Below are 18,366 nucleotides of genomic sequence, written 5' to 3'. Positions count from 1 at the left end.
GGGGCCACCCCAACTTGCCAAAAACCCACAACAGTTGAGCCTCGCAATATGCGGAAGCTGAACCGGACAGCCGTGGGTCAAGCCCGGGCATGACGGAGTCACAAACTGCCCCGGTCCATCGTCGCGGCAGCCCCACGTACTCGTAGCGGCGCACCACGCCGCGCAAGCATTATCATCTCCACATTCTCAAACAGCATCGCGTCGATCCGGGGCGAGCATCGACGGCCTCGCGACGCATCCCGCGCCCGAGTGATGCTCCAATTCCCGCCCTCTCCGAATGGAGGGCGCAGGGAAGGCCGGGCGCTGGCCGCGCCCGTGGCCCGCCTGCGAAAAAAATGCAGGCGGCAGGTACCACAGGTCTGGCCGAACACACCCGGCCCTCCCCGCGCGATGGTTTTAACAGGCTATAGCGCGCTCTTCCTGGTGCACCGGGCTTTCTGGCCACCATCCGCTGCGCGACGCGTCAGCGTCGTCGCAACGTTGACACTAGCGTCGGAGTGTCAGAACCACACGCCTTCACCGTCCGCGAGGCAAACGTTCGTCCGTGCTCAACACACGCCGCCACCCCGCGTCCACCGCTCCCCGCTGCCAACGTCCGTGACGACCGCGAACCGTCCCCTACCGTGCAACGGGATGGGCGGGACAATAATGCTGATTTGGGTCGAATTAAAGTCAATTATCTTTTTCCGAAGATATTGACATTTTTCCGAATTAGCGAATGTCCGGCCTGACGACCGCCAACCGCTGTGGCTGATCACCCGCCGGATGGGAGCCGACGGGTGATCTGGTGGCTGATCAGAAACAAGTCGCGGTGAATTCAGCACTGCCCGACGTTGGGGACACAAACGCCGGCGCATGTGTTCAAAAATGGAATACATGCTCCGACGCAGCACTTGCCCGGACCGCAACAATCGGACTGCACGACACGGCCGTCTTGTCTCACTTGATCCCAGTTGGCACCCCGCTCGGCCGGCTTCGCTTGTACTGGCATTCTCATGGCATTCCCTCGCTCTTGTCAGCCCGTCCCGGGACGACGAGCCGGGATCGACACCTCGCGGTCGTACCGAGAGGACGTACTCCCGCAGTACAATCTTGAAAGCTACGCACGACGACAGATCCTCTCGCTCGAGACCGCCAGGCCCTCAAGCGCCGAGCCGGACCGCCCAATTCCGCACCGGACCGACGGTCACGGGCAGCACCTCGCTGACATCCACGGTGTAGCGATAGACACGGCCCGCGCGACGCTCGTTTTCGGGGTCGAACATCTGCAGCTTGACGTCCCAGCAATCGGAGTCCGGGCGGCAAATTGGGCTCTTGACCACCTCGATGGAGTCGAGCGCGTAGTTGCGCGCCGTCGCCTCGGCGAAGACCTGGCGCGCCTGGTAGGCGTTGGTCGCCGCGAAGTTCATGGCGCGCTCCTGGGGCGTAACGCCGAGATTGCGAAGCTCGTAATAGACCCGGTTGAGGAAGTCCAAGATGGCCGCGTCTTCCGGCGGCGACGGCGGGTTCAGCAAGAACGACTTCGTCGCTTCCAGCAACTCATGCGGACGCCATCTGAACATGCCGCGTGGATCGGCGAACACGATCGGCACGCTCATGCCGTTCATCAGGCGCGTCGAGCCTCCGATAAATCCGGGCAGAGATATTCTCTGCAAGCGGCCGTGATCGCCGATCGATGCCTCGATCGCGTCGAGCATGTCCTTGTAGGTGTCGGCCGCGAACGGCCCTGACGGCACAATCGCATAGAGCGGAATCTGGTCTTGCAACAGTATGAAGGTGAGGCCGGTCGCAAACCGCGGTTGAGCGCGCAAAAAGCCGATCAACTCGTGGGGATTCGCCGCGCGAGCAGGATCACCTCCCAGTTGCTGGACGATCGCATCGTAGCGCGCCTCGGTACCGAAATCGAACCAAAGCGAACCAAGCGCATAAACGATCTGTGGCGGGCGCCCGCCACCGCACGAACAAGCCGATTGGCTGACGCCGGTATCTCCGTCACCGCTCTTAGTGAGCGCCGATGTCACAGAAGGCGACTTGGCCTGCGGCCTGATGGCCTGTTCGTCATCCTGCTCCTTGGCCTTGGTTTGACAAGCGCAGGCCGATGCTTCCAGTCCGGAACGCTCGAACGACAATGTTTCACTTGGCGCAATATCAGATTGCAGCATTTCAGGCCTCCCCATCGACGGTGATGCATGGTCAGGACGGACGAGCTCTTGACGAACTTCTGTTTTTAACGCGCTGTTTGCAGGCGGCTTCCGGGAGCTTCCGATCTGATGAAGCAACTTCAGCGCCCCTGCCGGATCCAGGGACCCGGCCAGATAGCGATCGCAAGCGCCTTCTTTCGCCAATTCGCAACGCTTCGCGCTATCAATCAAAATCGTGCGGATATCGAAAGCATCGATCGCGTACCCTCCCGAACGGGCCAACGAGAGCAGCAGCGCCGCCACCCCGGAGACGACGGCGGCAGCGTAGCTCGTTCCGCTGGCCCGGCCAAAGCGATTGCCGGTCAAGGCGACCGGAATGTCCTTGCCCGGCGCGAGGAGTCCGTTCAGCCGATAGGGACGCCCCCAGTTGCTCGTCTCCAGCGGAGAGCCATCGTGAGCAACGGCGCCTACGGCAAGAACACAGTCTGACGCGGCAGGAATGTGGATGCAATCGCAGCCATCGTTTCCCGCAGCTGCGACGACGAGCACCCGCCGCTCCACGCAGTTCTTCAAGACCTGCTGAAGATGAGCCTCCGCTTCCGTGCTGAAGCTTCGCTGCCCGGCACTGACGTTGATGATGGACGCGCCTCTTTCAATCCCAAACGCGAGAGCTCGGGCCAGATCGAGCTGCGATGCAGGTCTGGTGCGGGCGTCGTTCGTTTCACCGAAGAAGATGGGGAGCACCAACCCGGAGCATCCCGGAGCAATTCCGCGCAGTTCTGGGGTTTGGCCAAAGATGATGCTGCAGATCCCAGTCCCATGGCTATCGGGCGCTCCGGCCGAGCCGGGTATCATCGCATCCAGACACTCGATGTTCGCGCGTTGCAAGGAAGGATGCGAGAGATCGGGCATTCCATCGACGACGCCGATGAGAACGTCCGGGATACCTGGATAGACATTCTTCAGGCCGTCGCGGACGCCAGCGAGCGGATCACCAATATTGCCCAGCGCATGAAGCATGGCACCAGAACTCTATTGATTGAAAAATTCAAAAAATATCTCTTAAGGTTGCATCATATCGAGAACGAAACTCATGTCAACAGACCCTATCCACAAAAATGAGCCAAATGCACTGCACAATCAGTGCCGATGCAGATGAAGGATGATGAGAGCATCGCTCGCGATCGTGCAGACTTGTTTGATATGCGCGTCCGAGCGGAGCTGTTGATCGCTGACGTTGCGACCGATACCGTCGCGGACCGCTGCAAAGTGATTTCCCGCGGTTGAACGCCGGGTTGATCTTCCGTCGCGTTGCCGCTCCAAGCGGCCCAGCTGCATATGGCGGATTAGCCGAAGGCGTAATCCGCCGTCCCTCCGCGGAGAAGAAGCGGCGGATTACGCTCCGCTAATCCGCCCCTACTCATCCCTCACCGAAACGCCGAAACCACGATGGCCCCCACGATCGCAACCGTCAGCGTGTACTTCGCCGCGTAGTACACCGTCCTGTTCCACGCCTTCACCTTGCGCGTCGCGAGGTGAAACTCATACAGCTTGCCGAACACCTTGTTCAGCACGCCGACGTGCTCGCCTTCGACGTTCTGCGTCGCCGACGCCTTGACGATGTGGTGGCTGACCCAGCGGTTGATGGCGGTCATGGCGCCGTATTTCATCGGGCGCTCGACGTCGCAGAACAGGATGATGCGGTTGACATCCGTGGCGTTCTCGGCGCTGTGAATAAAAGTCTCGTCGAACATGAAGGCCTCGCCGTCGCGCCAGACGCAGGGCACGCCGTCGACCAGGATGCGGCACTTGTCGGAGTTCGGGGTGACGAGGCCGAGGTGATAGCGCAGCGAGCCGGCGAAGGGATCGCGGTGGGCGCCGAGCTTGCCGCCGGGCGGCAGCATCGCGAACATCGCGCCATGCACGTTCGGGATGGAGTCGAGCAGCTCGACGGTCTTCGGGCACAGCGTGCGCGCCGACGGCAGGAAGTCGTCGTACCATTTCAGATAGAAGCGCTTCCAGCCGCTCTTGAAGAACGAGTAGAAGCCCCAGTCGTTGTTGGCGGCGGCGGCGCGGATGAAGCCCTCGTCGAACAGGCGCACGGCCTCCTCGCGGATCTCCTGCCAGTTGTCGGTGAGCCTCGAGAGCTCCGGAAACTGCTCCACCGGGATGACCGGCGTGTTCGGCACCGCCGAGCCGGCATACATCAGCACGTTGTAAGGGGCGAGATAGGTCGAGTGGTCGCCGAGCTGGCGGGCGAAGCGCAGCCGCTGCTTGCCGCGGAAGTGGACGTAGATGGTGGCCCCGATCAGGATGTAGAGGCCGATGAGCTGAGGCGCGAAAAGCTGTCTGAGCATGTCCGGTACCCATGATCCGGCCGCTCTGAGCGTGTTGCGCAGATATGTCGCCTTTTTGGCGATCGAAATGGTGCTCTGATGCCAGCCGCTAGAGCCCCAATTTAGCCGCAAGTGCGGCGGGCCGCATCATTCGCACGTCGGTTGCAGGCGGACATCCGGGTTGAAAGTTCTGCGCCGTGGCCCCGTTGCAACAGCCGCCGGTCCCGGCTGGCGGTCGCGCTAGCCGCGCGTCAGCTCCTGCAGGCCCTTGAAGGTCAGCCGCTTGGGATCGCGGACGCCGGCGAGATAGATGCGCCGGACAAAGGCGGCGACCGCGTCGCGGTCGCAGCCGGTCAGGACGACGATGGCATCCACCGCGGTCTTCTGGGCCTCCATGGGACTGGTCCTCCTGGCAATGCACCCGGCACGCGCAGGCTGTCACGATGCCGATTAACATCGCGTTAACCGTGCAGACGGCCGCCAGTTCCCATGCCGCGATTCCTGCCGCCGCTCCATACGCGAAACCGCGCAGGCCGGAGCGGCGCCTGTCGCGCGCCGCGGCAGCGCCGCCGTCACACCATGAAGAAGTCCTCGGGCGCCCCGATCAGGCGGTCATCGCCGTGGGCCACGAGATTCCGCCGCATCGGGCGGACCGGCGGCGTGATGACCCGCCGCTCCAGTTCATTGGCGCCCGGCAACTGATCGACGAAGCGGACGGCGAAGCCGCTGGGGAAATGCCGGATGACGCGGCCGATGCAACTGCCCACCGCCAGCGGCGTGCCGATCTCCGGCTGGATCTCCGCCGAGACCGCCGCGCCCGACATCGAGGCATCGATCACGAAGCACGGGATGATGCTGCCGTCGGCGAGCGTCAGCGCCGAATGCGGCGAGTTGGGCACGAAGCGCGCGTCGCGGCGGGAATCGCGGATCGACGGATCCTTCTGCTTCTTCTCCAGCCAGACCAGCTTCTCGGCGAGCTTGGCGCGCTCGGCGCGCGTCATCTCCAGCTCGAGCAGAAAGCCGCCATGCACGGTGTCGCTGATCTCGCCTTCGAACTTGCCGAAATCGCGGAAATACGAGGTCAGGCGATCGCCGACCTTGCCGACGACGGGCACCTCGAGCAGCGCGCGAAACGGCGACACCCGCGTGGTGCGGCAGGCGAAGGATCGCAGCCGTCCTTCCGGGGAATACCAGTTCGGCAGCGTGTAGGACCCGACCGTCTGAATCCTGACCGCGCGCTGCTTCAGGAATCGAGCAACCGACATTGCACGTCTCCCCTCGCCCCCATGATGTCCCCGACGATGGCCCGGCCGCCGCCGCGGCACGATGCGCTAGTTACAATTTCTGCGTGCATTTTAGGTCGTACTAAATCGAATTGGGCATAGCCGCCGTGCCCGGACCGTGCGCGCAAATTGTTGAGGAAATCTGAATGTCGAGACGGAAATCCCGCTCAACGGAATCGTATGTCCAACCCGTTTCCGCTTTCTGAAGATGCGGCCCCGTCTGATTACGGTGCAGCACGGCATGCAGTGTCGGCATCGTCGCCCCCATGGAGAGTTCAGCGCGAACGTTTCGCGTGGCGCAGAGGCAAGTCGTGATCGGCCGATCCGCGCTGCCTCGCGCGACGGCACAACCTCGTCGACGGGGTCGTGTTCCTACGCTCGTGTTGTTAGCAAACGATTCAGCTTAACGAGATTCCCACTGAGGCGCGGCTGCAACTCATGATCTCATTCTGTCGCGCGCGCGCCGACGGATGCGTGCAGGCGCGCCGTGCGCAAATAGCTAACACATTCGCGGCGTTTCACTATTTGCACGCTAACAACCTGTTCACCACTTGCGCAATCGTTGCTTGATGCGGGTGCCGCGGCCCGCCGCGTTCAAGTCTGCTTATACCATTGGCGCTTAGTCGTTAGTGAGGGAGAACGGCTGTCAGTCGTCAGCGTGTTTGCTTCCGGTGTATGAGTAACAGAGTAGTCACGCGTATGATGACCGCACGCATCGTGGTGTTAACCATCGCTCTCGGCGCGGGCGGCGTTGCGGCCTATCTGGTCAGCAATTCCGACGGCCAGCGGCAGGCGCCCGTGGCGCCGGTCGTGCAGTTGCCGACGGTCGAGGTGCTGGTCGCCAAGACCGACATCGGACTCGGACAGGCGATCAAGCCCGGCGACCTGATCTGGCAGACATGGCCCGAGGCTGCGAGCAACATCTTCATCCGGCGCGGCGACCGTCCCGAAGCGGCCAATCAGCTGGTCGGCACCATCGCCCGCTCGCCCTTCGTGATCGGCGAGCCGATCCGCGAGCAGAAGCTGGTGAAGGCCGACGGCTCCGGCTTCATGGCGGCGATCCTGCCCGCGGGCATGCGCGCGATCTCCACCGAGATCTCGCCCGAGACCGGCGCCGGCGGCTTCATCCTGCCGAACGACCGCGTCGACGTCATCCTGTCGAAGCGCGACAAGAACCCTGACAAGCCCGGCGCCGCCGACTTCGTCAGCTCCGAGATCATTCTCTCCAACGTCCGCGTGCTCGCGATCGACCAGGCGCCGAAGGAGAAGGAAGGCCAGAACACCGTCGTCGGCAAGACGGTGACGCTCGAGCTCAGGCCCGAGCAGGCCGAGACCCTGGCGCGCGCGCGCCAAGCCGGCTCGCTGGCGCTGGCGCTGCGCAGCATCGCCGACGTGAACGCAGCCGACGGCAACAAGACCGAGGCACAGCAACAGCAACAGCAGCAGCAGATGGCGCGACGGGGCAGCGCCATCGAGATCATTCGCTATGGGATCACGAGCTCGCTCACGGCGCAGAAGTGATCGAAAGGACGTGGAAGATGATGGGTGGGCATCAACGCGCAACGTTCGGGACGTGGGTCGTCCGCGCGCTATCGACATCGGCCGTGATCGGGCTTGCGCTCAATCCGGCGCTGACGCCGGTGAAGGCGGCTGACGACAGGCTGGAGACGCCCGTGGTGTCGGTCGGCTCGTCGAAGATGCGCTTCCTCTCCCTCGGCATCGGCAAGTCCGTGGTCGTCGACTTCCCGCAGGACGTCAAGGACGTGCTGGTCGCCGATCCCAAGGTCGCCAACGCCGTCGTCCGTTCGGCCCGGCGCGCCTACATCATCGGCGCGGCGGTCGGCCAGACCAACGTGGTGTTCTTCGACGGCGAGGGACAGCAGGTCGCGGCCTACGACATCGCGATCAAGCGCGACCTCAACGGCGTGCGCCAGGCGCTGAGCCAGAGCATTCCCGGCGTGAAGATCGACGGCGTCGGCGAGGGCGTGATCCTGACCGGATCGGTGTCGAGCCCGGTCGAGGCGCAGCAGGCCGGCGAAATCGCCGCACGGCTGGTCGGCGGCGCCGACAAGGTGGTCAACTCGATCGTCGTGCGCGGCCGCGACCAGGTGATGCTGAAGGTCAACGTGTCGGAGGTCCGGCGCGAGATCGTCAAGCAGCTCGGCATCGATCTCAGCGCCAGCCTGAACTACGGCACCGCAGTGGTGAACTTCAACAACACCAACCCGTTCACCGCCTATGGCAAGTCGCTGGTCGGGACCAACGGCCTGTCCGCCACCGGCGGCGGCTTGTCGTCGGTGTCGGCGACGCTGCGCGCGATGGAGACGGCCGGTGTCGTCAAGACGCTGGCCGAGCCCAACCTGACCGCGATCTCCGGCGAATCCGCGACCTTCATCGCGGGCGGCGAATTCCCGATTCCCGGCGGCTATTCCTGCGATCCGACCACGCGGGTGTGCAGCACGTCGATCACCTACAAGAAGTTCGGCATCTCGCTCAACTTCACGCCCGTCGTGCTCGGCGAAGGCCGCATCAGCCTGCGGGTGATGACCGAGGTGTCGGAGCTGTCGAACGACAATGCGATCACGGTGTCCTATGCGCTGACCTCGGCCTCGACCTCGTCGGTGACGATCCCCGCGATCCGCACCCGCCGCGCCGAGACCACGGTCGAGATTCCTTCCGGCGGCTCGATGGCGATGGCCGGCCTGATCCAGAACCAGACCAAGCAGGCGATCAACGGCCTGCCCGGTCTCAATCAGCTGCCGGTGCTCGGCCAGCTGTTCCGCAGCCAGGACTACGTCAACAACGAGACCGAGCTGATGGTGATGGTGACGCCCTACGTCGTGCGCGCCGTCGCCCAGAAGGAGCTGTCGCGCCCGGACGACGGCTTTGCGCCAGCCACCGACTCGGAGTCGGCGCTGCTCGGCCGCATGAACCGGCTGTACGGCATCGCCGCCAAGGTCGACGCCGCCACGGGGCAGCCGGCCGGCTTCGGCTTCATCATCGACTGAGATTGCGGGACGACGGGGACGGGGGAACGATCATGTCGGCAACATCCACACGAGACGGCGGACGCGCACTGCGCCGGATCGGCGCCATCGCGGGGCTGGCGCTCACGCTCGGCGCCTGCAACGCCACCACCGGCGAGGTCGTCGCGACGATCCCCGACGACTACAGGATCCGCCATCCGATCGCGATCGAGGAAGGCCGGCAGTCGACCGTCGTCTTCATCGGCAGCGGCCGCGGCGGCCTGACCTACCAGCAGCGCGTCGACGTCGCGGGTCTTGCGCGCTCATGGCTGCGCGAAGGCACAGGCGGAATCATGGCGGAGGTGCCGACGGGCACGTCGAACGCGCGCGCCGCGGCCGACGCCTATCGCGAGATCCGCGCCGTGCTGACCGCCGGCGGCGTTCCCGGGCACGCGATCACACTGCGCAACACCATGCCCGATGATCCGCGGCAGCTCGCCGTCATCCGGCTGAGCTATCCGAAGATCGCCGCCGTCGCCGGCCCCTGCGGGCTGTGGCCGGACGACCTCGGGCCGAACCTCGACAATCGCGGCTACAGCAGCAACCAGCACTATCAGAATTTCGGCTGCGCCACGCAGCGCAACCTCGCCGCGATGATCGACAACCCGGCCGATCTCGAGCAGCCGCGCTCGGAGATGGCCGCCTACACGCCGCGCCGCTCCGCTTTGTTCGAGAAGTACCGCAAGGGCGAGTCGACCGCGGTGGCGTATCCGGAGTCCGACAAGGCCAAGCTCAGCGATACAGGCAAATGATCAACGCGTCCCGTCAAAGCCAGGACGAGCCGGCCGCCCCCAGCGGCCCCGTGCTCGACGACCACATCGCGCCGGTGCCGCGCGTCTCGGTGCAGGCGTTCTGCGAAACCGATCAGACCTCGGCCGCGATCCTCGCCGCCAGCCAGGACCGCCGGCTCGGCAAGGCGCACATCACGATCAAGGCGGGCGGCATGGCGCGCGCCATCGAGACCTATCATTCGCAGCCGACGCCGAACGTCATCGTGATCGAGACCAGGCCCGGCGGCGACATTCTCGGCGGCCTCGACGATCTCGCCAGCGTCTGCGATCCGGGCACCCGCGTGGTGCTGATCGGCAGCCCGGCCGACGGCGTCGCCTATCGCGAGCTCGTCCGGCGCGGCGTCAACGACTACGTGATCGGCCCGGTCGAGACCATCGACGTCATCCGCTCGGTCTGCAGCCTGTTCTCGGCCTCGGAGGCCGTCATCACCGGCCGCATCATCGCCGTGGTCGGCGCCAAGGGCGGCGTCGGCGCCTCCACCGTCGCCCACAACGTCGCCTGGAGCATGGCGCGCGACCTGACGCTGGATTCCGTCGTGATCGATCTCGACATGGCGTTCGGCACCGCGGGACTGGACTACAACCAGGATCCGCTGCAGGGCATCGCCAACGCCGTGTTCCAGCCCGACAGGCCGGATACGGCGCTGATGGAGCGCCTGCTCGCCAAATGCACCGAAAATCTCAACCTGCTCGCCGCACCCGCGACCCTCGACCGCGTCTATGATTTCGGCGCCGACGCGTTCGACGCCATCTTCGACACCCTGCGCATGACCCAGCAATGCATCGTGCTCGACGTGCCGCACCAATGGTCGGCCTGGACGCGGCACGCGCTGATCAATGCCGACGACATCCTCGTGGTCGCCGAGCCCGATCTGGCGAACCTGCGCAACGCCAAGAACCTGCTCGGCGTGCTCAAGGCCTCGCGTCCCAACGACCGGCCGCCGCTGTACTGCCTGAACCAGGTCGGCATGCCCAAGCGGCCGGAGATCGACCTGAAGCGCTTCGCCAAGACCGTCGAGGCCGAGCCGGTCGCGATCATCCCGTTCGACTGCAAGCTGTTCGGCACCGCCGCCAACAACGGCCAGATGATCGCGGAGATCGCGGCGCTGAGCCGCACGCCAAAACTGTTCCAGGACATCGCCAACCGGCTGACGGGGCGGATCGACCACAAGCCGCAGCGCAGCTCGCTGCTGGCGCCGATCGCAAAGCTGCTCGGCGCGAAATAGCGCCTGAGATCATGATGCGATGCCACGGAATCGCATCATGATCTCATCTCTCTATTGAGCATGATCTCCGCGCAAACGCCTTCGGCGTTCGTCGCGAGGGAAAACCGGCTTTCCTAGTCGTCGGACCGGCTGAGCGCCCGCGCCAGCGCCTTGTCGGGCTCGCCGGCCACCGGACGGTCACGGCGCGGCGACAGCTCGCGCTGCGCGATCTTGCGGCGCTCCAGGATGCGCTTGACATAGGCGACGCTGGCGCTGGCCTGCTCCGGCGGCAGCCCTGATCGTGCGATGCTCTCGGCCTCGCTCATCCGGCCCTCCAGCCCGACGATGACGGCAAGGTTGGTCCTGACCCGCGGGCTGGCATCGGGATGCGCGCTCGCCTTGCGCAACTGCTCCTCGGCCTTCGGCAGCTCGTTCGTGAGCGCGTAGGAGAGACCGAGATTGGACAGCACGGACGGGTCGTCAGGGGCGATCTTCAGCGCCGTCATGTAGTATTGCCGGGCCTCCTCGTTGCGCCCCATCTGGTCGAGCGTGGCGCCCTGCGCCGACAGGATGCGCCAGTCGGGATCCTCGGGCGAATGCGCGCGGCTGAGCACGTCGAACGCCTGCTGGAAATTGCCGTTGTCGGCGAGCGCACGGCCATAGGCCGCAAGCAGCGTCCTGTTGCCGGGGCTTGCGATGCTCGCCTGCTCCAGCACGGCGACGGCCTGCGAGCGCTGGCCGGTGGCGCGCAGGGCGCTGCCATAGCGCAGCGCCACCTCGGGATCGTCGGGACTGGCGCGGAAGCGCTCGCGAAGCTGGTCGATCTCGGCGCGCGGGTCGCCGGCGGCAGCGCGGCTCTTTTCGGGATTGCCGCCCAGTGCCCCCGTGACCTCGCTGAGATCGGTGGTCTGGCAGGCGCCGAGACCGAGCAGCACGGCCGTGAACGACAGCGCGAACGCGGCCGGCCGGAGCAGAGGGAGAGAGCGGAGGGGCCGCGTACGCATGCAACTGAACTACTTCGGGACCAGATGATCTGCACGCTGGCAGATTAACCCTAAGGTCCCGTTAAGCGGGCGCGGCCGGCCCGCCTCAATCGATGAATTCGGCGCCGAACTCGCAGCCGATGCGCCAGGCCAGCCGGCACTTGCGCTGGTGGTCGGGCGCGAAGACGATGGTGAACTGCGGGGGAATCTCGACGAATTCGGCGATCACCTTGACGCCGCCGTCGGAAATATCCGTGACCGTGCAGTCGCGCGGCAGGCTGCCGTTGCCGTAGTGAATCTTCGCGATCCTCCTGCACAGCCGACGTTCACTCTTGCGACGGTTCGCCAACATCAACATTTCGACGTCTCACCCACTCGATCGTCCATTCCGGAGACCTCGTTTGTAGCGAGGAAACCTTGGGATCTGACTAGCGCCAAGCCCTGAAATCCAGGGGCCGGATTTGGATTTCGTTTACCCTCTGCGTCCCTCAGCGGACCGGCAGCAGCACACGATCGAAATACGCCGACAGCCTCCTGACGTCGTCGAGTGGCAGGACGTCGGCGACATACTGATCGGGCCGCACGATCACGATGCAGCCCGCCGCGCGATCGACGCCGCGCATCGCAAAGATGTCCTGGCCGCTCTTCAGATCGGCACAGAACATCTTCTCGTAGTCGATGAGGCCGTAACGGCCCTTGCGCGGCAGCAGCAGCTCCGGCATTCGTTCGAGCGCGAGCTCGCGATGCCCCTGCTGGAACACCGCGCGCAGATCGATCACGGAGTCGATGTCGGCGCCCGCCGGGGTGTGGCGGCGCAGGGGTGAGGCGGAATCCTCGCTGAGGAATGTGCATAGGCGGCGGATCGCGGACCCCGGCGCGGCCGGATCCTCTGCCTCCGCGAAAGCGAAGATGCGGAAGCGGCCGTCGGCCTGGACGACGTGGCCGAGCTGCACCGGCTTGGCGTCGCCGAGCCGGATGACCGGCGCCGAGTGAAAGCGCTTGCCGATGACGAAGCCTGTGGCGAGCGGCTGGAAGGTGTCGTCGCCGGTGAGAACGGAGGGCCGATAGTGCGTGGCGGTGCCCGCCGTGTAGCGGCCGTGGCGCACGAAATAGTCCTGCGTCTTGGCCGCATCGGCGCCGCCCTGCTTGGCGGCGGAAGCGAGAATTCCTGCCCATTCGCGATCGAAATCGATCAGCTCCTGGGCGATGGCCCGCCGCTCGGCCGAATAGCTGTGCAGGAGCTCCGGCGCGCAGCGCTTGCCCAGCACAGCGGCAAGCTTCCAGCCGAGATTGAACGTGTCCTGCATCGAGACGTTCATGCCCTGCCCCGCCTTCGGGCTGTGGGTGTGGCAGGCGTCGCCGGCGATAAAGACGCGCGGCAGCCGCGTTGCGACCTCGGTCTCCGGCACGTCGTCAAACTTGTCGGTGATGCGCTGGCCGATCTCGTAGACCGACCACCACGCGACCTCCTTCACCTGAAGCGTATACGGCGCGAGAATGCGCTGCGCCTTGGCGATCACCTCGTCGACGGTGATGTTGCGCCCAGCCACGCGCTCGCCGACCTCGAGCTTGGCAAGCTCGACATAGAGCCGGACGAGATAGCCGCCCTCGCGCGGGATCACCAGCAGGCTGCCGTCCTTGGCGGACTGGATCAGCGACTTGAAGCGGATGTCGGGAAAATCGGTGACGGCGAGCACGTCCATCACGCCCCAGGCGTGGTTGGCGGAATCGCCGTGCAGCTCGCGGCCGATCGCCTTGCGCACGATGCTGCGTGCACCGTCACAGCCGACCACGTAGCGCGCCTTGATGGTCTCGACCTGGCCTTCATGCTCCGGATGGATGCGGTCGAAGCTGACGGTCACGCCGTGTGCGTCATTGCCTGTGGACGGATCGATATGAAGGTCCCGCAGTCGCCGGGCGTAGTGCGGCTCGAGCTTCGCGGCCGAACGGCGCATCACGTCCAGGAAGAAGTCGTGCACGCGAGCCTGGTTGAGCACGACATGCGGCATCTCCGACAGGCCATCCTCCACGTCCTGCACGCGGCCGCTGCGCGCAATATGCGCGCGGTTGGCGTCATCGGGCTTCCAGAACGTGGTCTCGTTGATCCAGCAGGCTTCCCTCAGCACTTTCTCGGCGAAGCCATAGGCCTGGAACATCTCCATGGTGCGGCAAGCGATGCCGTCGGCCTGGCCGAGCAGCAGCCGGCCGGGCTTCTGCTCGACGATGCAGGTCTTGATGTCGGGGAAGGCAGAGAGCTGGGCGGCGAGATTGAGGCCCGCCGGGCCGCAGCCGACGATGAGGACGTCGGCCTCGGCCGGCAGCGGGCTGCTCGCGCCGGCGCTCGCGACACGTTCGGCCGTGTCGAAGATTTCGGGATCGCCCGGCTGGAAGCCATTGAGATGAAACTGCACGTGACCACCCTCCCTCGCTGTTCCTTATTGATCAGTATGCTGATCATCAGTATACTTGTCAAGCTGGTGACAGGAGATTCGAATTGACCGAGATGCGGGACATGCCGGGGCACCTGGCGCGCCGGTTTCAGCAGATCGCCGTGGCGGTGTTTCTGGCGGAGGTGGAAGCGGCCGGCTTCGACCTGACGCCGGTGCAATATGCGGCGCTGGCGGCGATCGCGGCCAACCCGGCGATCGACCAGATCACGCTCGCTGGCCTGATCGCCTATGACCGCACCACGATCACCGGCGTGATCGACCGGCTTGCACAGAAAGGCCTCGTTGTCCGCCGAGCGAGCGCGCGCGACCGCCGGTCACGGGAGCTGTTGATCACCGATGAGGGGAAAAGGACGCTGGAGGCGATCACGCCGGCGGTCGAGGCCGCGCAGCGGCTGATGGTGCGCGGCCTCAGCGCGGCCGAGGCGAACGAGCTGGTGCGCCTGATGCGCAAGGCGATCGCCGCCGCCAACGACCTCAGCCGCGCGCCGCTGCGGGAGGGGGCGGCGGAGGAGCGGTGAAGGTTGCTCCTGCTCCACCCCATCATGCGCACGGTCGCGCCCGAAAAGAACTGACGCTGACACCGTCGTTGCGGCCATCCTTCGAGACGCCCGCCTGCGGCGGGCTCCTCAGGATGAGGATCGAGTGCGTGGCGAAATCCTCTGCGGTGGCGAGATGTTTCCCCTCATGGTGAGGAGGCGCGAAGCGCCGTGTCGAACCATGAGGCCCGAGATCGCGCCGACGATCCGACGGAGCGCCCTGCCCTCACGAATACCGCATCACGCCATCGTCGACCTTGCCGAAGCGCAGGGAGACGATATCGAGGGCGTAGTTCTGGTACAGCCGCCACGGCCGCTTCGAGCCTTGTTTCGGCAGATCGGCGACCGAGCGCTGCACATAGCCGGAGCTGAAGCTCAGCGACGGCAGCGGCGTGACGGTGGCGTCGTCATTGTGCGGCACGCATTGGCGGTAGCCGTGCCGGTCCATGTAGTTGAGGAGCCGGCAGACATATTCGCAGGTAAGGTCGCATTTCAGCGTCCACGACGCGTTGGTGTAGCCGAGCGTCGCCGCCAGGTTCGGCACGTCGGAATACATCATGCCCTTGTAGTTGAGCGTCTTGGCGAAATCGACGGTGCGGCCGTCCACGACGACCTCGAGGCCGCCGAGCACCTGCAGCACCAGGCCGGTCGCGGTGACCACGACATCGGCCTCGATCTCGCGGCCGTCGGTGAGGCGCAGGCCGCGCTCGGTGAAGGTCTCGATCCCGGCCGTCACGACCGAGGCACGCTGCTCGCGAATGGTCTTGAACAGGTCGCCGTCCGGCACCAGGCACAACCGCTGGTCCCACGGGTTGTAGCGCGGCGTGAAATGGGTGGCGACGTCGTAATCGGGACCCAGCGCGGCGCGCACCCCGCCCAGGATCAGCTGCTTGACCCGCTGCGGCTTGCGCCGGCTGAGCTGGAAGAAATACATCCCGAACAGCACGTTGCGCCAACGGATCAGGTGATAGGCGAGAGCAGCGGGCAGATGCCGGCGGAGCCTGTTGGCGAGCGCGTCCTGCGCGGGGCGCGACACCACATAGGTCGGCGAGCGCTGCAGCATCGTCACATGCGCGGCGGACTTGGCCATCGCCGGCACCAATGTGACCGCGGTCGCGCCGGAGCCGATCACGACGACGCGCTTGCCGGCATAGTCGAGGTCCTCAGGCCAGGCCTGCGGATGCACGATGCGGCCCTTGAAATCGGCCATGCCCTTGAAGTCCGGCAGGTAGCCCTTTTCGTAGCGGTAGTAGCCGGAGCACATGAACAGAAAGCCTGAGGTCATCCGCACGGTCTCGACCGTGCCCTGCTCCGTCCGGCGCTCGGCCTCGACGGTCCAGCATGCGTCCGCGCTCGACCACGACGCACGCCGGACCCGATGGTTGAACCGGATGTGGCGGTCGATGCCGTTCTCGGTCGCGGTGTCCTGGACATATTTCAGGATCTGCGGCCCGTCGGCGATCGCCTTCGGATCTGTCCACGGCTTGAACGAATAGCCAAGCGTGTACATGTCGCTGTCGGAGCGGATGCCGGGATAGCGGAACAGGTCCCATGTGCCGCCGATCGCGCCCCGCCCCTCCAGGATCGCGAAGCGCTTGCCCGGGCACTTGTGCTGCAGATGATAGGCGGCGGCGATGCCGGACAGCCCGGCGCCGACGATCAGCACGTCGACATGCTCTGTTGACATGTGGTGTTCCTGGCGTTTCCTGGTGCGGCTTTCTTGCTCTGGCTGCGGACAGTCGCAATCCGGCTCGTCGCTGTCAAATCGCCGGCGCATTCGTCGTCGGTCAACCCTCCTCCGCTATCAGCGGGAGACCACCCTCGATACGGATCTGGCGATGAACGCTCCCCACCCGCGCGACGACAGGCCCGGCGACGGCGACAGCCGGGACGGCAGTGGCGCGCCGTCACAGCGCATCGCCCTGGGCTTCTCGCTGTTCGCAATCGGGCTCGCAGCCTGGTCGCTCTTCCCGAGCTTTCCGGCCGGCCAGCTGATCGCGGTCGTCACCGTCATTCCGCTGCTGGCGCTCGTCCTCACCTTGCGCTTTCCCGGGCGGTTCCGCATCGGCCTCGGCTCCGGCTACGGCGCCAATCTCGGCACCGGTTGCATCGTGGCGGCCGGCACGCTCGCCGCGCGCACGCTGTCGGACGTCAATCTCGTCAGCTGGCTGCCGCTGACGGCCTTCGCGGCCGCGGTCGCGATCATTTTTCTCATCGTCGCCGCGCGGTTCGAAACCCAACTCCGCCGCCGCGGCTGGCGGCTGCTGCTCGCCGCTCTGTTCGTCGCCGCCTATGCGTTCGGGGCGCTTGGCCAGTTCAACACCGCACTCGACCGCTCGGCGCCGGCGCTGCTGCGCAGCCGCGTGCTCGCCAAGCATCTCGGCCACAGCCGGCTCGCCACACATCAGGTGACGCTCGAGCCGTGGGGCCCGTTCGCGAGAGCCACCGATGCACATGTTGCGCAGGCGCTGTACGAAAGGTTGCAGCCGGGCGACACCGTGTGCCTGCGCCTGGGCGATGGCGCGTTTCGCATGGCGTGGTTCACGGTGGCCGCATGCCGTTGAGACCCGGCGCTGCGGCCGAGACAGGAAGGGCCATTTGCGCAGCGCGGCGATACTGCGTATCGTCGTAGTTTCGTGGCCCGCATGAGCGCAGCCATATGCGGGGCCTCACGCGCCGTCTCGATGAACCCGGACGTCGCTCCGCTCATCCGAGCTATGCGATTGCGAGCCGTTCTGCATGACCGACTTCCTGCCCCGCCCTTTCGCTGTCGATCGTCCCGACGTGCTGGAGCTCGACATCACCGCGCTCGACGCGCGCCCCGGCGCGGTGCTGGTGGCGCGCTCGCCATTCTATCCCGGCGGCGGCGGCCAGTTGCCGGACCGCGGCACGATCGCGTGGAACGGGATCGTCCGCGTCGTCACCGGGTTCGAGCCGACGGCATCTGGCACCTGATCGGTGATGACGCCATCCCGGACGGGGCGATCGAGCTGCGCGTCGATCCGGCGTTCCGGCAGCGCATGAGCGAGCAGCACACGGTGGCGCATCTCGTCAACAGCGCCGTCTACACCCTGTTCGACGGCGCGCTGCTGACCGGCGTCCGCATGACCGAGACCGACGAGTTCAGCGTCGACTTCGACCTGCCCAAGGTGGCGCCGGAGCAGCTGCGCGCGGTGGAGGACGCGGTCAACGCGGCGATCTCGGACGATCGCCCGGTACGCGCCTTCGACATGCCCTATGACGACGCGCAGGCGACCGCGGGACTGTTTCGCGCCAAGTCGGTCGCCCCGCCGCGCCAGGCCGACGGCCTGATCCGCATCGTCGACATCGACGGCCTCGACCGCCAGGCCTGCGGCGGCACGCATCTGGTCTCGACGGCGCAGGCGCGGCGCATCCGCATCCTCAAGGTGGATAACAAGGGACGGCAGAACCGAAGGTTCAGGATTGGGCTCGGCCAAGCATAGCAGCCCGCAGCCCGGATGGTCAGCTCCGCTTCGCCGCGATTCGTCCCGATCATCAGCGCCATTCGATGTCGAGGAAGCAGGCTGACGCTTGGGACGGAGCCAGCATGACGGGTACACGTTGACAGAAGCCCGTTAGATCTCTTGTGAGCGT

14 protein-coding genes and 1 pseudogene are annotated in these 18,366 nt (G+C 65.6%); 7 read left to right on the top strand and 8 right to left on the bottom strand.

The genetic code is table 11. The features are described 5' to 3' along the window. Positions 1-1,142 precede the first annotated feature (1,142 nt). From ACQR1F_RS04115 to ACQR1F_RS04100, 4 genes are all read right to left on the bottom strand, one after another. Positions 1,143-3,161: a PatA/PatG family cyanobactin maturation protease gene (locus ACQR1F_RS04115; protein ID WP_434912558.1), complete on the bottom strand. Its 2,019-nt coding sequence runs from the start codon at positions 3,159-3,161 to the stop codon at positions 1,143-1,145. 407 nt (positions 3,162-3,568) lie between these two features. Next, positions 3,569-4,498 carry an aspartyl/asparaginyl beta-hydroxylase domain-containing protein gene (locus tag ACQR1F_RS04110; protein ID WP_434899543.1) on the bottom strand — a complete coding sequence of 310 codons (930 nt, stop codon included), beginning with the start codon at positions 4,496-4,498 and terminating at the stop codon, positions 3,569-3,571. Positions 4,499-4,717: 219 nt separating this feature from the next. Further along, the gene (locus ACQR1F_RS04105) at positions 4,718-4,873 is read right to left on the bottom strand and encodes a hypothetical protein (protein WP_434863756.1); all 156 of its coding nucleotides are present in this window, start codon (positions 4,871-4,873) and stop codon (positions 4,718-4,720) included. A 176-nt stretch (positions 4,874-5,049) separates the two neighbouring features. Next, entirely contained in the window at positions 5,050-5,742 is a 693-nt protein-coding gene (locus ACQR1F_RS04100; protein WP_315803523.1) for a PilZ domain-containing protein, read from the bottom strand. Between the two features lie 717 nt (positions 5,743-6,459). Here ACQR1F_RS04100 and cpaB point away from each other — a divergent pair. Genes cpaB through ACQR1F_RS04080 form a run of 4 tightly spaced genes read left to right on the top strand, consistent with a single transcriptional unit; the run spans position 6,460 to position 10,803 of the window. Next, entirely contained in the window at positions 6,460-7,281 is an 822-nt protein-coding gene (cpaB, locus tag ACQR1F_RS04095) for a Flp pilus assembly protein CpaB (protein WP_316180124.1), read from the top strand. Between the two features lie 17 nt (positions 7,282-7,298). Beyond that, the gene (locus ACQR1F_RS04090; RefSeq protein ID WP_315803524.1) at positions 7,299-8,768 is read left to right on the top strand and encodes a type II and III secretion system protein family protein; all 1,470 of its coding nucleotides are present in this window, start codon (positions 7,299-7,301) and stop codon (positions 8,766-8,768) included. Positions 8,769-8,800: 32 nt separating this feature from the next. Further along, positions 8,801-9,538 (top strand): CpaD family pilus assembly protein, encoded by a 738-nt coding sequence (locus ACQR1F_RS04085; RefSeq protein WP_434912557.1) that lies wholly within the window; start codon positions 8,801-8,803, stop codon positions 9,536-9,538. Continuing rightward, complete coding sequence (locus ACQR1F_RS04080; RefSeq protein WP_315803526.1) at positions 9,535-10,803, top strand: AAA family ATPase; 1,269 nt, start codon at positions 9,535-9,537, stop codon at positions 10,801-10,803. The genes ACQR1F_RS04085 and ACQR1F_RS04080 overlap by 4 nt, the downstream gene beginning before the upstream one ends. Positions 10,804-10,916: 113 nt before the next feature. Here ACQR1F_RS04080 and ACQR1F_RS04075 read toward each other — a convergent pair whose 3' ends face one another. From ACQR1F_RS04075 to ACQR1F_RS04065, 3 genes are all read right to left on the bottom strand, one after another. After that, positions 10,917-11,786 carry a tetratricopeptide repeat protein gene (locus tag ACQR1F_RS04075; RefSeq protein ID WP_434912556.1) on the bottom strand — a complete coding sequence of 290 codons (870 nt, stop codon included), beginning with the start codon at positions 11,784-11,786 and terminating at the stop codon, positions 10,917-10,919. An 85-nt stretch (positions 11,787-11,871) separates the two neighbouring features. Beyond that, entirely contained in the window at positions 11,872-12,117 is a 246-nt protein-coding gene (locus tag ACQR1F_RS04070; protein WP_315712872.1) for a PilZ domain-containing protein, read from the bottom strand. A 136-nt stretch (positions 12,118-12,253) separates the two neighbouring features. Next, a complete protein-coding gene (locus ACQR1F_RS04065) occupies positions 12,254-14,176 on the bottom strand; it encodes an FAD-binding monooxygenase (protein ID WP_434912555.1) in 1,923 nt (640 codons plus the stop codon). A 101-nt stretch (positions 14,177-14,277) separates the two neighbouring features. Here ACQR1F_RS04065 and ACQR1F_RS04060 point away from each other — a divergent pair, with 101 nt between their 5' ends. After that, the gene (locus ACQR1F_RS04060; RefSeq protein WP_315803789.1) at positions 14,278-14,733 is read left to right on the top strand and encodes a MarR family winged helix-turn-helix transcriptional regulator; all 456 of its coding nucleotides are present in this window, start codon (positions 14,278-14,280) and stop codon (positions 14,731-14,733) included. 244 nt (positions 14,734-14,977) lie between these two features. Here the strand turns inward: ACQR1F_RS04060 and ACQR1F_RS04055 are convergent, their stop codons facing one another. Next, positions 14,978-16,438: a flavin-containing monooxygenase gene (locus ACQR1F_RS04055; protein WP_434912554.1), complete on the bottom strand. Its 1,461-nt coding sequence runs from the start codon at positions 16,436-16,438 to the stop codon at positions 14,978-14,980. A gap of 151 nt (positions 16,439-16,589) precedes the next feature. Here ACQR1F_RS04055 and ACQR1F_RS04050 point away from each other — a divergent pair, with 151 nt between their 5' ends. Together ACQR1F_RS04050 and ACQR1F_RS04045 are read left to right on the top strand one after the other, a co-directional pair. Further along, positions 16,590-17,315, top strand: a complete 726-nt coding sequence (locus ACQR1F_RS04050) for a hypothetical protein (protein ID WP_315803529.1) — start codon at positions 16,590-16,592, stop codon at positions 17,313-17,315. A gap of 175 nt (positions 17,316-17,490) precedes the next feature. After that, positions 17,491-18,215 (top strand): annotated as a pseudogene (locus ACQR1F_RS04045) (alanyl-tRNA editing protein). The last annotated feature ends 151 nt before the right edge of the window (positions 18,216-18,366 follow it).

The sequence above is a fragment of the Bradyrhizobium sp. HKCCYLS3013 genome (assembly GCF_051167615.1).
Taxonomy (GTDB): domain Bacteria; phylum Pseudomonadota; class Alphaproteobacteria; order Rhizobiales; family Xanthobacteraceae; genus Bradyrhizobium.
This window is presented reverse-complemented; position numbering and strand designations above follow the sequence as displayed.

Excerpts from the sequence above, each read along its gene's own strand:
- ACQR1F_RS04105 (WP_434863756.1), bottom strand. The coding sequence starts at position 4,873 with ATGGAGGCCCAGAAGACCGCGGTGGATGCCATCGTCGTCCTGACCGGC.
- ACQR1F_RS04070 (WP_315712872.1), bottom strand. The coding sequence starts at position 12,117 with ATGTTGGCGAACCGTCGCAAGAGTGAACGTCGGCTGTGCAGGAGGATC.
- ACQR1F_RS04060 (WP_315803789.1), top strand. The coding sequence starts at position 14,278 with ATGCCGGGGCACCTGGCGCGCCGGTTTCAGCAGATCGCCGTGGCGGTG.
- ACQR1F_RS04115 (WP_434912558.1), bottom strand. The coding sequence starts at position 3,161 with ATGCTTCATGCGCTGGGCAATATTGGTGATCCGCTCGCTGGCGTCCGC.
- ACQR1F_RS04080 (WP_315803526.1), top strand. The coding sequence starts at position 9,535 with ATGATCAACGCGTCCCGTCAAAGCCAGGACGAGCCGGCCGCCCCCAGC.
- cpaB (WP_316180124.1), top strand. The coding sequence starts at position 6,460 with ATGATGACCGCACGCATCGTGGTGTTAACCATCGCTCTCGGCGCGGGC.
- ACQR1F_RS04110 (WP_434899543.1), bottom strand. The coding sequence starts at position 4,498 with ATGCTCAGACAGCTTTTCGCGCCTCAGCTCATCGGCCTCTACATCCTG.
- ACQR1F_RS04075 (WP_434912556.1), bottom strand. The coding sequence starts at position 11,786 with ATGCGTACGCGGCCCCTCCGCTCTCTCCCTCTGCTCCGGCCGGCCGCG.
- ACQR1F_RS04055 (WP_434912554.1), bottom strand. The coding sequence starts at position 16,438 with ATGTCAACAGAGCATGTCGACGTGCTGATCGTCGGCGCCGGGCTGTCC.
- ACQR1F_RS04090 (WP_315803524.1), top strand. The coding sequence starts at position 7,299 with ATGATGGGTGGGCATCAACGCGCAACGTTCGGGACGTGGGTCGTCCGC.
- ACQR1F_RS04085 (WP_434912557.1), top strand. The coding sequence starts at position 8,801 with ATGTCGGCAACATCCACACGAGACGGCGGACGCGCACTGCGCCGGATC.
- ACQR1F_RS04100 (WP_315803523.1), bottom strand. The coding sequence starts at position 5,742 with ATGTCGGTTGCTCGATTCCTGAAGCAGCGCGCGGTCAGGATTCAGACG.
- ACQR1F_RS04050 (WP_315803529.1), top strand. The coding sequence starts at position 16,590 with ATGAACGCTCCCCACCCGCGCGACGACAGGCCCGGCGACGGCGACAGC.